At 40.4% G+C, this 12904-nt stretch carries 12 protein-coding genes; all 12 read left to right on the forward strand.

The window, feature by feature from the left end; genetic code table 11:
- The first annotated feature begins 210 nt into the window (after nt 1–210).
- The 12 genes from AC4BHA_RS10955 to AC4BHA_RS11010 all read left to right on the forward strand — a co-directional run bounded on the left by AC4BHA_RS10955 (nt 211) and on the right by AC4BHA_RS11010 (nt 12895).
- Nucleotides 211–2427 (forward strand): hypothetical protein, encoded by a 2217-nt coding sequence (locus AC4BHA_RS10955; RefSeq protein WP_490558609.1) that lies wholly within the window; start codon nt 211–213, stop codon nt 2425–2427.
- Complete coding sequence (locus tag AC4BHA_RS10960; protein WP_139892178.1) at nt 2424–2723, forward strand: EscU/YscU/HrcU family type III secretion system export apparatus switch protein; 300 nt, start codon at nt 2424–2426, stop codon at nt 2721–2723. Before AC4BHA_RS10955 ends, AC4BHA_RS10960 begins: the two co-directional genes overlap by 4 nt.
- Nucleotides 2724–2765: 42 nt before the next feature.
- Nucleotides 2766–3191, forward strand: a complete 426-nt coding sequence (locus tag AC4BHA_RS10965) for a flagellar export chaperone FliS (RefSeq protein WP_490558610.1) — start codon at nt 2766–2768, stop codon at nt 3189–3191.
- 20 nt (nt 3192–3211) lie between these two features.
- On the forward strand, nt 3212–4036 hold the full coding sequence (locus AC4BHA_RS10970; protein WP_490558611.1) for a flagellin N-terminal helical domain-containing protein: 825 nt from the start codon (nt 3212–3214) through the stop codon (nt 4034–4036).
- 18 nt (nt 4037–4054) lie between these two features.
- Nucleotides 4055–4492, forward strand: a complete 438-nt coding sequence (locus tag AC4BHA_RS10975) for a YaaR family protein (protein ID WP_490558612.1) — start codon at nt 4055–4057, stop codon at nt 4490–4492.
- Nucleotides 4493–4560: 68 nt separating this feature from the next.
- Nucleotides 4561–4914 carry a flagellar protein FliT gene (fliT, locus tag AC4BHA_RS10980; protein WP_490558613.1) on the forward strand — a complete coding sequence of 118 codons (354 nt, stop codon included), beginning with the start codon at nt 4561–4563 and terminating at the stop codon, nt 4912–4914.
- Between the two features lie 179 nt (nt 4915–5093).
- Entirely contained in the window at nt 5094–5642 is a 549-nt protein-coding gene (hpf, locus tag AC4BHA_RS10985; protein ID WP_066106072.1) for a ribosome hibernation-promoting factor, HPF/YfiA family, read from the forward strand.
- A gap of 443 nt (nt 5643–6085) precedes the next feature.
- The gene (gene secA, locus AC4BHA_RS10990) at nt 6086–8590 is read left to right on the forward strand and encodes a preprotein translocase subunit SecA (RefSeq protein WP_490558614.1); all 2505 of its coding nucleotides are present in this window, start codon (nt 6086–6088) and stop codon (nt 8588–8590) included.
- 156 nt (nt 8591–8746) lie between these two features.
- Nucleotides 8747–9848 (forward strand): peptide chain release factor 2 gene (gene prfB / locus AC4BHA_RS10995; protein ID WP_139063848.1). Its coding sequence is split into 2 segments (ribosomal slippage): nt 8747–8818 and nt 8820–9848, totalling 1101 coding nucleotides; the frame shifts between segments, so codons are not numbered across the junction.
- Between the two features lie 141 nt (nt 9849–9989).
- Nucleotides 9990–10919 (forward strand): ABC transporter ATP-binding protein, encoded by a 930-nt coding sequence (locus AC4BHA_RS11000; protein ID WP_490558615.1) that lies wholly within the window; start codon nt 9990–9992, stop codon nt 10917–10919.
- The gene (locus AC4BHA_RS11005) at nt 10916–11866 is read left to right on the forward strand and encodes an ABC transporter permease (RefSeq protein ID WP_490558616.1); all 951 of its coding nucleotides are present in this window, start codon (nt 10916–10918) and stop codon (nt 11864–11866) included. Before AC4BHA_RS11000 ends, AC4BHA_RS11005 begins: the two co-directional genes overlap by 4 nt.
- Nucleotides 11867–12025: 159 nt before the next feature.
- A complete protein-coding gene (locus tag AC4BHA_RS11010; protein ID WP_395940468.1) occupies nt 12026–12895 on the forward strand; it encodes a YitT family protein in 870 nt (289 codons plus the stop codon).
- Nucleotides 12896–12904: the final 9 nt, after the last annotated feature.

The raw sequence follows: 12904 nt of genomic DNA on the forward strand, positions 1-12904 counted from the left end.
ATTTAAAACCCTTTTATGTTAAATATATCCATATGGATAGTATGACCTATTTTTACCAATAAATCAAGCGATAATATTCGTTAATTAATAACTATCTGTTCTTTTTAACGAATTGTAATGGGGAATAAGTCTATTTCCTCATTTTCAGCTAATCTTTCATTCTAATTTACCGATAAAAAGATTAAGGAATTTGGACGGAGAGTGAACGCAATGCAGATTCAAGCAATCCATTCGGGGCAAAGCTTAAACGGAAGAAGCAATCAATATTCAGTTGGACAGATCCAGTCTGTAACCATTAAGGAACGGGTATCCGTTAATACAGCTGTTGTTTCTTTAAAAGGGAAAGAGATGAGCATGGCGTTTGAAAATGGAGTGCCGGCACAGAACAAGGCTCAAGTTGAGATTACAGCAATTAACAATGACCAATTAACGGTTAAAACTCTTTCAACAAGTCAGCCCGCAGCAGAAGGCCAGGCTCCTACCAAGGTTGAAGAGATTCTGAAAGCGGCCGGTGTTGATGCATCTAATAAAGACTTCCGTCAGGCTGTGCAAATTTTGCAGGAAAAAGGTTATCCGCTTTCTAAAGATAGTTTACAGACGATTCAGCGCTTTATGAACACAGAGGCGGGGACAGTGGAGCAAAAATTAGCTACCATTACGGCTTTGGCGGAGCGTCAGTTAGAGGTACGCATGCCACATTTGAAAGCAATTCACTCTGCCTTACATGGTGAATCAATTGGGAAGATGGTCAGTGAAATTGGCAAAGAGCTTCCGGAGATTTCGAGGGTTTCTACACCACCTATTCATGTGCCGATAACTACAATCCGCGATTTAAAATCAGCCATCATACACCAGCAGGATTCTGCCAAAATCACTGAACAGGTGATGAAATTTATAAAGGATTCACCGGACCTTTCTCAAGCCGAAAAGAGTGCCATCTTAAAATCGCTGCTGGCTGGTAAAGAAGCTTTAATTCAAACTCTTTCCATCATTGATAAAAGCAAGGGAGCAGTCACTCCAGTGAATATGGAGGTTTCTGTTCATGGCAAGGAAGTAATGGATTTGATGAAAAGTGTTCAAAAGGATTCTTCCATGGCGGTGGTCTTAGCAAAAGCAACGGAATTTCTGAGTGGTGAATCTGCCAAACTATTCGAAGGTATTGAACGTCTGACAGGAGTGGTTGAAAAGGCAACAGAGCTTGTGTCCAAGGGTAGAGAATTGTCAGCGCGCAAAGAACTGATGACGGCATTATCAATCATGCAGGAGGAAAACCCAAAAGTAATGGATGTAAAACCGGCCAACTCATTAACCGAATCTGAGCAGAATGCAATCAATCAGATCATCCAGGGGCTAAATCTCTCATCAAAAGATGTGATCGTTACTGAAATTAGTAAAAAGCTATCCCAGCTTACGATCGATTTTATACATATAAAAAGAGAGATTACGAGAAATTTGGATCAGTCTATCAAAATGATGGAGCAAAAACAGCCCCAGGTTAAGCAGGTCTTGGAATCTACGATTAAGCAGCTGGACCAAGCTATTTTAAAGGGTGAATTCATGCTTTATACCGATATGTCGACGGAGAAGAAACTCCTGCAGGCTAGCAGCAGATTGCAGGAAGCAAAGAATTTGCTTATGAGTGGAAAGCTACCTGAGGCGAACCAAATCGTGAAGGAAGTTAAAGCATCCGTAGAAGGTCTTTTGTTTAAACCGTCTGATGTTAAAGTTAAGCATTTTGTGGCAGGCATGACGAGTAATGTCGGTGAAGATGTATTTACGCAAACTGCAAAGCCTGAGCAGTCTGGACGGAATGTGTTGGAGCTGATTCGAAAACTCGGGATGATGAATGAACACGAGGTGGCGAAATCCGTTTTGAATGGAAAACAGCCGGAAATGCCGCGAACTGTAAAATCCTCTCTGCTTTCGATCTTGCAATCTGACCAGCTTAATCCGAAACTGGCTCAGCAGGTGGAACAGGCTGTTCAAAATCTAACTGGTCAGCAGCTTCTAGCTAAGCCTGACTCATCCGGTATGCAGAATCTGGCCATGCAGCTTCCGCTTTTACTTCATAAGGAAGTTGAAAATGTGAAAGTATTTGTAAACTCTCAATCTGATAAGGATCAAATTGATTGGGAGAACTGCAGTCTTTACTTTGTGATGGAGATCAAGCGGCTTGGTGAGATTGGGATTTCACTGACGGCGACCAATCGACATTTGTTTCTAACCTTTAAAAGTGATAAGGATGATTTGCAGCAATCCATGACTCGAATATCGGATTCATCGCTTGATCGGTTCAAGGAAATTGGTTATTCGATTGGCTCGGTTCAATTTAAACCGATGACCGTGGAAACGAAGAACTCAGAACGAGAGGCAAGTCCAACAGCCCAAACAGCCTTTACGAAAAAGGGGTATGACATAACGATATGAGACAGCAATATTTCAATCAAATGAACCGTAAAAAGATGAATGGACCGACCGCAGCTGTCATCAGGTACGATGAACAAAATGGAGAGGCCCCGCAGCTAGTCGCTCAGGGAACTGGGGAAGTAGCTAGAAGGATTATTGAAACGGCTAAGAAAAATGATATTCACCTGCAGGAGGATGAGTCATTGGTCAGCCATCTTTTGGACATTGACCTTGGAGATTCGATTCCTCCGCAGCTATATGCAGTGATTGCTGAAATCCTCCTTTTATTAGAAGAGCTCGATAAACAATATAACTAGCCCGTCGATATATAAAATAAGAGGACATGGAGGTTTTTGTGAATGGAATTTTTAACAGAGGAACTTATTGTGCAAAAATCATCTCAGGAATTAACGGCATTGCTGTATGAAGGACTATTAACCAATTTATATGAAGCAATTGATCAAATAGACGAGCCTAATTTATTCCAGGCTAATAAAAGCCTGCAAAGGGCCAGTGATTTCGTTCATCGACTTGGTGTGGGACTTCGGTATGAAGCAGGCCCAATTACGGAGAATTTGGACACCCTCTATAATTTCCTGGCTGATGAGCTGATCCGGGTAAATCTAACTAAGAATACGGATAGCATTTCATTTCTGATCAAAATCGTTGAGACCCTATCCACTGCCTGGAATGATGCCATGCAACTGAAAAATAATGCAAAGGCTGATTCGTTAATTAAGATGGTATCGGCCTATGAAAATAACGTGATGAGGAAAAAATTCTAATAGAATGAGGGAGCATTTCCATGAAAATTAATCATAATATATCTGCCTTGAATGCCTATCGTAATCTATCAACTAATACAACCAATACAAATAAAAGCTTAGAAAAGCTATCATCTGGGCTTCGTATTAATAAAGCTTCGGATGATGCAGCGGGACTAGCTATTTCAGAGAAAATGCGTTCACAAATTCGCGGTCTAAATATGGCGGAACGAAATGCCCTTGATGGAGTTTCTCTCATTCAAACAGCAGAAGGCTCCTTGTCATCTGTCCATGAAATGCTGCAGCGTATGAGAGAGTTAACGGTTCAAAGCGCGAATGGGACGTATACGAATGAAGATCGTGAAGCCATCCAGGAAGAGTATAATCAGCTTACAGCAGAAATTGATCGTGTTAGTGAAACGACTGAGTTTAATAGTGCGAAGCTATTAGATGGAAGCCAATCTGAATTTAGTTTTCAAATAGGCGCTAATGCAGGCCAAACGATTGAGTTAACGATAAATAAAATGAATGCTGAAGAACTCGGATTAGGAACCGCAGCTGCACCATTAAATGTGAAAACAGCGGTGGCTGCCAATGCTGCTCTTTCAAAAATTGATGCAGCGATCGCGGCCGTTTCTGCAGAGCGCTCCAACTTAGGTGCGATGCAGAATCGTCTGGAGCATACGATTACGAATTTACAAACAATGAGTGAAAACGTAACCTCTGCAGAATCACGGATTCGTGATGTAGATATGGCTCTTGAGATGACCGAGTTCACAAAGAATACTATTTTAAATCAGGCAGCACAGGCCATGTTAGCACAAGCCAACCAACTACCACAGGGTGTGCTACAATTATTGAAGTAACAAAGTTGAGGTGATCTCATGGAGGTACAACGAGTAGGCAGGACTGGTTTGCAAAAGGTCAGTTCTAAGGAAGAGATAGCAAAGGATTCTGTTGCCTTTAAAGAGGTTATGGGAACACGGCGCAATGATCTGACTCTTGATCGATTGACACGGAAAATGCAGGAGATTGAGGAGCAGGGCAAGAGGCTCGGTGGAACTCAGTCGGTTGATCATTTGCGAAAATATAAGAAGCTTGTGAAAGAATTTTTAGATGATGCCGTAAAAAATGGGCTGCAATTAGAGGAGCATCGCGGTTTTAATCATCGTGGATCAGCAAAGGTGTATAAGCTTGTAAAAGAAGTGGATAAAAAGCTGGTTGACCTCACAAATGCTGTCCTTGATAAGGAAGATAAACGTATACATTTATTAGGCATGATTGGCGAAATCCAAGGAATGCTCATTAATATTTATACGTAATGGGGGTTTGGCCTTGGCTTTTACAGAAGTCAGGGCTTTTTTAAATGAGAGACAGAGGAGCTCGGTTTATGATGAGTGCACTGCGGGAATATTTTCAGGTAACAAGGGAAGCGATAGAGGTATTAAGTGATTTGAGCTGGGAAAAAAACCGCGAGATCGCTATTTCTAGGCTGGATGAAATCATTCGTATTCGGGAAAGTCTACAAAAAGACATACAGCCTCCTTTTACTGACGAGGAAAAAAAGCTTGGCGAGTTATGTGTGAAGTTGAATGAAGAACTGGCGAAAGCAATGGCCAAACGGAGAATGGAAGTGGCTCGGAACCTTAAAATGGTACGGGAGCAAAAGCAGCATAATCAAAAATATGCCAACCCCTATGAGGCGATTTTGACAGATGGAGTTTATTACGATAAGAGGAAATGATTACCTCAAATGAATTATCATGAGAAGTAGTGCTTTTTTGTTGTTGAATAGGGTATACTATATATGAATTCCTTGAAAATCCTGAATATTTAAACTTAAACAAATTGTCGATATAGGCAGGATTTTTAAAAGGGATTAGAGAATATTATAGTTATAGAGTAGAAAAGGAGGACTCACTTATGAATTATAACATTCGTGGTGAAAACATTGAGGTAACTCCAGCAATCAGAGAATATGTAGAGAAAAAAATCGGAAAATTGGAAAGATACTTTACAGAAACACCTGATGCAAACGTACATGTCAATCTGAAGGTGTACAATGATAAAACAACAAAAGTTGAAATCACTATTCCGCTACCTAACCTAGTGCTACGTGCAGAGGAAACAAATACAGATATGTATGCAGGTATCGATTTAATTAACGATAAATTGGAAAGACAAATTCGTAAATATAAAACAAAAGTTAACCGTCGTTCTCGTGAAAGCGGTAAAGAGTTATTCACTTTTCCAGCTGGAGAAGTCGGTGTTGAGCAAGAAGAGGATGATAAATTAGAAGTAGTGCGTGTGAAACGCTTTGATCTTAAACCAATGGACAGCGAAGAAGCAATTCTTCAAATGGACATGCTAGGACACAATTTCTTCATCTATACTGATGCAGAAACTGACGGCACTCACATCGTTTACAAACGTAAAGATGGCAAATACGGCTTAATTGAAGCACAAAGCTAATTTTATACTTGATAATGGGCAGCTCCTGTAAGGGGGCTGCTTTTTCATTGAATGATCGTGATCAGAAAATGGGCATAAATCCATCTCGTTCAATCAAAACTTGAACTTATTGAAACCTCATCTATGGAGGCACTTAGTCTACTATGTTTGTGTATCAATTCTATTATAATTAGAAATCAGCCTAACCATTTATGAGGAAACCTCTCTTCAATATTTAAGCCCTTCATGCAATTTCTCTATCAAAATTTCAAAGCTCAGTTATGAACTTAAGTATATTTTGAGGTAAAATAACCCAAAAATATCATGTGTGTACACACTCCTTCTGTTGTTTTGTCCATTTGTAAGTGTTACTATTAATGTGAAATTTAAAAATATGAACGATTATTAATCTATATCATTCTAGGGCTAATGAACCCTGTACAGATAAGAGGAGAGACTGCTTAATGGGGATTTTGAATAAATTGTTTGACCCTAATAAATCTGAGCTTAAACGCCTGAATAAGGCTGCAAATAAAATAGAAGCTTTGGCATCTGCCATGGAAGCTTTGTCTGATGAAGAACTGTCTGCTAAAACAACAGAATTTCAAGAACGTTACGCGGGTGGAGAGAAACTCGATGATATACTGCCTGAGGCATTTGCAGTAGTCAGAGAAGCATCACGCCGTGTCCTTGGCATGTATCCTTTCCAGGTTCAATTAATGGGGGGTATCGCCCTTCATGAAGGTAATATTTCTGAGATGAAAACAGGGGAAGGTAAAACATTGACCTCCACTATGCCTGTTTACTTAAATGCGATTACTGGTAAAGGTGTTCATGTCATTACAGTCAATGAATACTTAGCAAGCCGTGACGCCACTGAAATGGGGCAATTATTTAACTTCCTTGGGCTTTCAGTCGGCTTGAATCTTACTGGAATGAGCCGTGAAGAGAAACAGGAAGCGTATAATGCCGATATTACCTATGGTACAAATAACGAGTTTGGGTTTGATTATTTACGTGACAATATGGTGCTGTATAAGGAACAGATGGTACAGCGTCCGCTTCATTATGCTGTAATAGATGAGGTTGACTCCATCCTGATTGATGAAGCACGTACGCCATTGATTATCTCTGGTTCCGCTCAAAAATCAACTCAGCTTTATATACAGGCAAATGCTTTTGTCCGTACTTTATCAAAAGAAAGAGATTACACATACGACGAAAAGACAAAAGGTGTTCAGCTAACTGAAGAAGGAATGAGCCGTGCTGAAAAAGCATTTGGCATTGATAATTTATTCGATATTAGCCATGTTGCCTTGAACCATCATATTAACCAGGCGTTAAAAGCGCATGTTTCCATGCATTTGGATGTGGATTATGTGGTTCAGGATGGCGAGATTGTCATCGTTGACCAATTTACCGGCCGTCTAATGAAAGGACGCCGTTATAGTGATGGCTTGCATCAGGCGATCGAAGCGAAAGAAAACCTCGATATCCAGAATGAAAGCATGACGCTTGCGACGATTACGTTCCAAAACTACTTCCGTATGTATGAAAAGCTTGCCGGTATGACTGGTACAGCGAAAACAGAGGAAGAGGAATTCCGTAATATTTATAATATGAATGTTATTGCGATTCCAACGAACCGCGACATCGTGCGTGATGACCGTGCAGATTTGATTTTTGCCTCTATGGAAGGGAAATTCAAAGCGGTCGTTGAGGATATCGCTGAACGCCATGCGAAGGGTCAGCCAGTATTGGTTGGTACAGTAGCGATTGAAACGAGTGAATATGTATCTGAATTATTGAAGAAAAAAGGAATTCCGCATAGTGTCCTGAATGCGAAGCAGCATGAACGCGAAGGAAATATCATCCTTGATGCCGGTCAGCCAGGTGCCGTAACAATTGCTACGAATATGGCGGGCCGTGGTACAGATATCAAGCTTGGTGAAGGTGTGAAGGAAGTGGGCGGTCTTGCGGTTATCGGTACGGAGCGTCATGAAAGCCGCCGTATTGATAATCAGCTGCGTGGACGTTCCGGTCGTCAGGGAGATCCTGGTGTTACACAATTCTATCTTTCATTAGAGGATGAATTGATGCGCCGTTTTGGATCTGACAATATTAAGAGCATGATGTCCCGTCTCGGTATGGAGGATGACCAACCGATTCAAAGTAAAATGGTATCTAAAGCCGTTGAATCTGCGCAAAAACGAGTTGAAGGTAATAACTATGATGCCCGTAAACAATTGCTTGAATATGATGATGTACTTCGTCAACAACGTGAGATTATTTATAAGCAGCGTTTTGATGTACTATCAAGTGAGAATCTGCGTGAAATCGTAGAGACTATGATTCGTTCCTCTCTGCAGCGCAATGTCTATGCCTTTGCGCCTGATGTGGAAAGCGAAGAGTGGAATATTGAAGGATTGCTTGATTATGTCTATGCCAACCTTCTGCCTGAAGGTACTTTTAATGCTGAGGAATTAAAAGAGCTTGATGGGGAAGAATTAATTGAATTAATTTATGGCAAAATCATTGAAAAATACAATGAGAAGGAAGAAGAGCTCTCTTCTGAGCAAATGCGTGAGTTTGAAAAGGTAATTGTATTGCGTGCGGTTGATAGCAAGTGGATGGATCACATTGATACAATGGAACAATTGAGACAAGGTATTCATTTACGTGCCTATGCTCAAATCAATCCGCTCAATGAATATCAGCAAGAAGGCTTTGCGATGTTCGAGGCCATGGTTTCTGCGATTGAGGATGATGTGGCTAAATACATCATGAAAGCTGAGATCCGCAATAATCTAGAGCGTGAAGAGGTTGTGAAAGGACAGGCTGTTAATCCGAAGAGTGATGAAGGAGAGACAGTTAAGAAAAAACCGAAACGCAATGAAGAATCCGTTGGGCGAAATGCTCCATGTCCATGCGGTAGCGGTAAGAAATATAAGAATTGCCATGGAAGATAAATAAGACATGTCAGTATCTTTAGATGACGTTGACGCGTATAATAAGATATGTTAAATAAAGAGGGACGGCTTCAGATAGGCCGGCTCTCTTTTTCCTGAAAAGGAGATTTCAATTGTGAGTAACAAGCTTTGTAAAAATAGATGAGGTGAACGTAAATGGAAATAGCAGAAATTCGTAACGAGTTAGAAAAAACAGCCACACGTTTGGCGGACTTTAGGGGGTCTCTTTGACTTAGAAGAAAAAGAAGCCCGTATTATGGAATTGGACGAGATCATGTCCGAACCATCATTTTGGAATGACCAAGCGAAAGCGCAGGGAATTATTAACGAAGCAAATGGCTTGAAGGATCAAGTGGGCGAATTTAATGCATTAAATGAGTCATACGAGAATTTGGATTTGACCTTTGAATTAATTAAGGAAGAGCCAGATGTAGATCTCCAGGAAGAACTGGAGAGCGAGCTTATGGAACTATCCGAGAGATTGAATGCGTTTGAGCTTCAATTGTTATTGAGTGAAGAATATGACAAGAATAATGCCATTTTAGAGCTTCATCCAGGTGCAGGCGGAACGGAATCTCAGGATTGGGCATCCTTACTGCTGCGTATGTATACAAGATGGGCTGAAAAGAAAGGCTTCAAGGTAGAAACACTTGATTATCTTCCTGGTGATGAAGCTGGAGTTAAAAGCGTAACGCTTGGCATTCGAGGTCACAATGCGTATGGCTATTTGAAAGCAGAAAAAGGCGTACACCGCCTAGTACGTATCTCGCCGTTTGACTCTTCAGGACGTCGCCATACCTCTTTCGTTTCCTGTGAGGTTATGCCTGAATTCAATGATGAGATTAACATCGAAATTCGTACAGAGGATTTGAAAATTGATACGTATCGTGCGAGCGGTGCCGGTGGTCAGCATATCAATACAACAGATTCCGCTGTTCGGATCACTCACTTACCAACCAATACAGTGGTCAGCTGCCAAACGGAGCGCTCCCAAATCAAGAACCGTGAAACAGCTATGAAAATGCTGAAATCCAAACTTTACCAGTTGGAAATCGAGCAACAGGAAGCTGAATTGGCAGAAATTCGCGGAGAACAAAAGGAAATTGGCTGGGGAAGTCAAATCCGTTCCTATGTATTTCATCCATATTCCATGGTTAAGGACCATCGTACAAATGCCGAAACTGGGAATATTCAGGCTGTCATGGATGGAGATTTAGATATGTTCATTGATGCTTATTTACGTTCAAAATTATCCTAATTCATATAGAACTTTTAAAGGATCAGCTAAAATTTAGCTGGTCTTTTTTATTAATTTTTTAATTATTTTGTAATTTCTGTAACTTTTATCCGTTTTATACGGTATTATTAATAGGTGTAATTTTTGAAAGGAAGTGATGGCATGAATGATACGGCTCTTGAAGTAAAGTCATTAACGAAAAAGATTGGCAGCACTGTTATTGTCAATGATGTTAGTTTCAGTGTTAAAAAGGGTGAAATTTTTGGACTGCTTGGTCCGAATGGTGCTGGTAAGACAACGATTATCAGAATGATTGCCAGTCTGATCAATCGTACGAACGGCCAGGTTTTTATTAATGGCCATGATCTGGATAGGGATTTTGAAGGGGCAATGCATGATTTAGGGGCAATTGTAGAGAACCCGGAGTTTTACAAATATATGACCGGCCGGAAGAATATGATCCATTATGCCCGAATGGCCAAAGAAAAGATTAAAAAAGAGCGGATTGATGAAGTTGCTCGCTTGGTAAAGCTTGACCATGCGATGGACAAGAAGGTAAAGACCTATTCGCTGGGAATGCGACAGCGTCTTGGGGTTGCGCAGGCTGTGCTGCATCGTCCTCAGTTATTAATCCTCGATGAACCAACAAACGGATTGGACCCACAAGGAATACGAGAATTCCGTGATTATTTACATCAATTAGCCAATGAGGGAATAGGTGTGCTAATTTCCTCTCATTTATTATCCGAGATGCAATTAATGTGTGATCGTTTTGCCGTTATTGAGAAAGGAAAGCTCATACATATAGAAAACAATATTATAGAAGAAAAAGAGGAAGATTTAAGAGAAGTGGTTTTCTCCATCAATAATGTATTGGCAGCAGCCAATGTAATTAAAGAGCAATTTTCAAGTCTGAATATTGTAAAGCAGGATAAAAAGATGATTACCCTCCAGGCAACACGCGAAGATATTGCCAAAGTAAATCGACAGTTAAATGAAGCAGAAGTAGATGTTTATGAAATTAATGTTGTGAAGAAAACGCTTGAAGATCGATTCTTCGAGATTACAGAGCAAGAGGAGGTGCGAGTATGATTTCATTGATTAAAAATGAATGGATGAAAATTTTCTCTAAAATGTCTTCGTATATATTTATCGGCTTTTTGCTAGTTGCTCTAGTAGGGAGTGCTATTCTAGTAAAGACCATGAATAATGCAGATGATTGGAAAGCGAAGGAAGAGAATAACATACAGTCCCAGCAAGCTATTTTGGATGATCCGAAGACGTCTGAGGAAGAAAAAGAGTGGATTCAAGAAGATATTGCCCGAAGTCAGAAATTATTGGATACGGGTATCAATCCTAACCAAGAAACAAGTTGGACCTTTATGGTCAATTGGGTTACGTCAATCGCATCTTTTGTGACCTTATTTGCTGTTATTATCTGCAGCGCCTCAGTGTCCGCGGAGTTCTCTGATGGAACAATTAAGCAATTATTAATTCGTCCGCATCGGCGCTGGAAAGTTCTTCTCTCGAAGTATATAACAACTTTATTATATGCAGCTACAATGGTGGTTGTATTAAGTGTTGCAGGATACCTTGTCGGGTTAATTTTCTTTGGTTCAGCATCATTCACAGATAAGATGATCGACCCTACAAGTTTTGACGAAGTGATAACATTAGAAGCAGGCCCATACTTTTTTGAGCTTATGCAATATTGGGTTCCAGGCTTCCTCATCATTATTACGATGGCTTTTATGTTGAGCACTTTGTTTAAAAGCCAGGCAATCGCAGTCGGTATTTCTGTTTTCATCTTGTTTGCTTCTTCAACCTTAAATATGTTAATCACCTCCCTTGTTGAACGATATGAATGGTTAAAATTTGTTTTGTTCCCTCACATAGATTTGAGAAGATATATTATGGAAAGTGCGCCTATGTTTGAGGGAGCGACGGTAGGTCTCTCACTCGGTGTGTTGGCTGCTTACTATGTACTGTTTATCGCGATAACCTTTATTGTTTTCAATAAGAAAGATATTTCGATTTAATCTACAATAGGTGCCCTTTATAGGGTGCCTTTTTCTTTGCCATTTGGCGCGGTTATTGTCTGACTTTTTCATCTTTTATTGCCTTTCATTGTTTCATGTCGGAATTTCGTATAGAATGAATATACTTTATTAAATGTTTAGACGGAGGCTTTTGCAATTGTGAAGAAAAAAAGAAACGCACAGAAGGAATCGCATCCTTACTTCAATCTAATTAAGGATTATTTATATGTTCTGATCGGCTCTGCCATTGTGGCCATCTCCTTTAATATGTTTTTATTACCGACAAAAGTTGCATCCGGTGGGGTCAGCGGAATCAGTACGATTACGTATAATGTATTCGGATGGGAGCCGGCCTTTGTACAATGGGCCTTTAATATTCCGCTATTTATAGCTGGGGTTATTCTGCTTGGTACGCATTTTGGAATTAAAACAGCTGTAGGAACGATCTTTTTCCCATTCGTTGTTTTCCTGACGAGTAACTGGTCTCCATGGACTCAGGATCCCTTATTGGGAGCTTTATTTGGTGGGATTGGTGTTGGATTGGGACTTGGGATAGTATTCCTTGGAAAAGCTTCAACTGGCGGTACCGATTTAGCAGCGCAAATTGTTAATAAATACACCGGGCTTTCTTTAGGAACCTGTGTTGCCGCCATTGATGGTTTAATCGTACTGGCTGCTTGTCTCGTATTTGATATTGAGCAAGGTCTATATGCATTGATTGGGCTATATGTAACGAGCAAAACTATTGATTTAGTCCAAGTCGGCATTAATCGCTCTAAAACGGTTATGATCATTACCAATCATGAAACAGAAGTAAGACGAGCTATTTTGGAAGAAGTGGATCGCGGGGTTACAAGAATATCTGCCCATGGCGGATATACAGAGAGTGAACGTCCGGTATTAATGTGTGTAATCGATCAAACTGATTTCACAAAACTTAAACAAGTGGTTCAACGTATTGATGACCAGGCATTTGTCGTCGTGATGGATGCTGCCGAGGTACTTGGAGAGGGTTTTAAAAAAGCCTAGATACAGCTA

Source organism: Pradoshia sp. Z3_51, from assembly GCF_058215915.1.

What these genes read in the sequence shown, in the direction of transcription:
- AC4BHA_RS10955 (WP_490558609.1), top strand. Translation starts at nt 211, where the DNA reads ATGCAGATTCAAGCAATCCATTCGGGGCAAAGCTTAAACGGAAGAAGC.
- AC4BHA_RS10960 (WP_139892178.1), top strand. Translation starts at nt 2,424, where the DNA reads ATGAGACAGCAATATTTCAATCAAATGAACCGTAAAAAGATGAATGGA.
- AC4BHA_RS10965 (WP_490558610.1), top strand. Translation starts at nt 2,766, where the DNA reads ATGGAATTTTTAACAGAGGAACTTATTGTGCAAAAATCATCTCAGGAA.
- AC4BHA_RS10970 (WP_490558611.1), top strand. Translation starts at nt 3,212, where the DNA reads ATGAAAATTAATCATAATATATCTGCCTTGAATGCCTATCGTAATCTA.
- AC4BHA_RS10975 (WP_490558612.1), top strand. Translation starts at nt 4,055, where the DNA reads ATGGAGGTACAACGAGTAGGCAGGACTGGTTTGCAAAAGGTCAGTTCT.
- fliT (WP_490558613.1), top strand. Translation starts at nt 4,561, where the DNA reads ATGATGAGTGCACTGCGGGAATATTTTCAGGTAACAAGGGAAGCGATA.
- hpf (WP_066106072.1), top strand. Translation starts at nt 5,094, where the DNA reads ATGAATTATAACATTCGTGGTGAAAACATTGAGGTAACTCCAGCAATC.
- secA (WP_490558614.1), top strand. Translation starts at nt 6,086, where the DNA reads ATGGGGATTTTGAATAAATTGTTTGACCCTAATAAATCTGAGCTTAAA.
- AC4BHA_RS11000 (WP_490558615.1), top strand. Translation starts at nt 9,990, where the DNA reads ATGAATGATACGGCTCTTGAAGTAAAGTCATTAACGAAAAAGATTGGC.
- AC4BHA_RS11005 (WP_490558616.1), top strand. Translation starts at nt 10,916, where the DNA reads ATGATTTCATTGATTAAAAATGAATGGATGAAAATTTTCTCTAAAATG.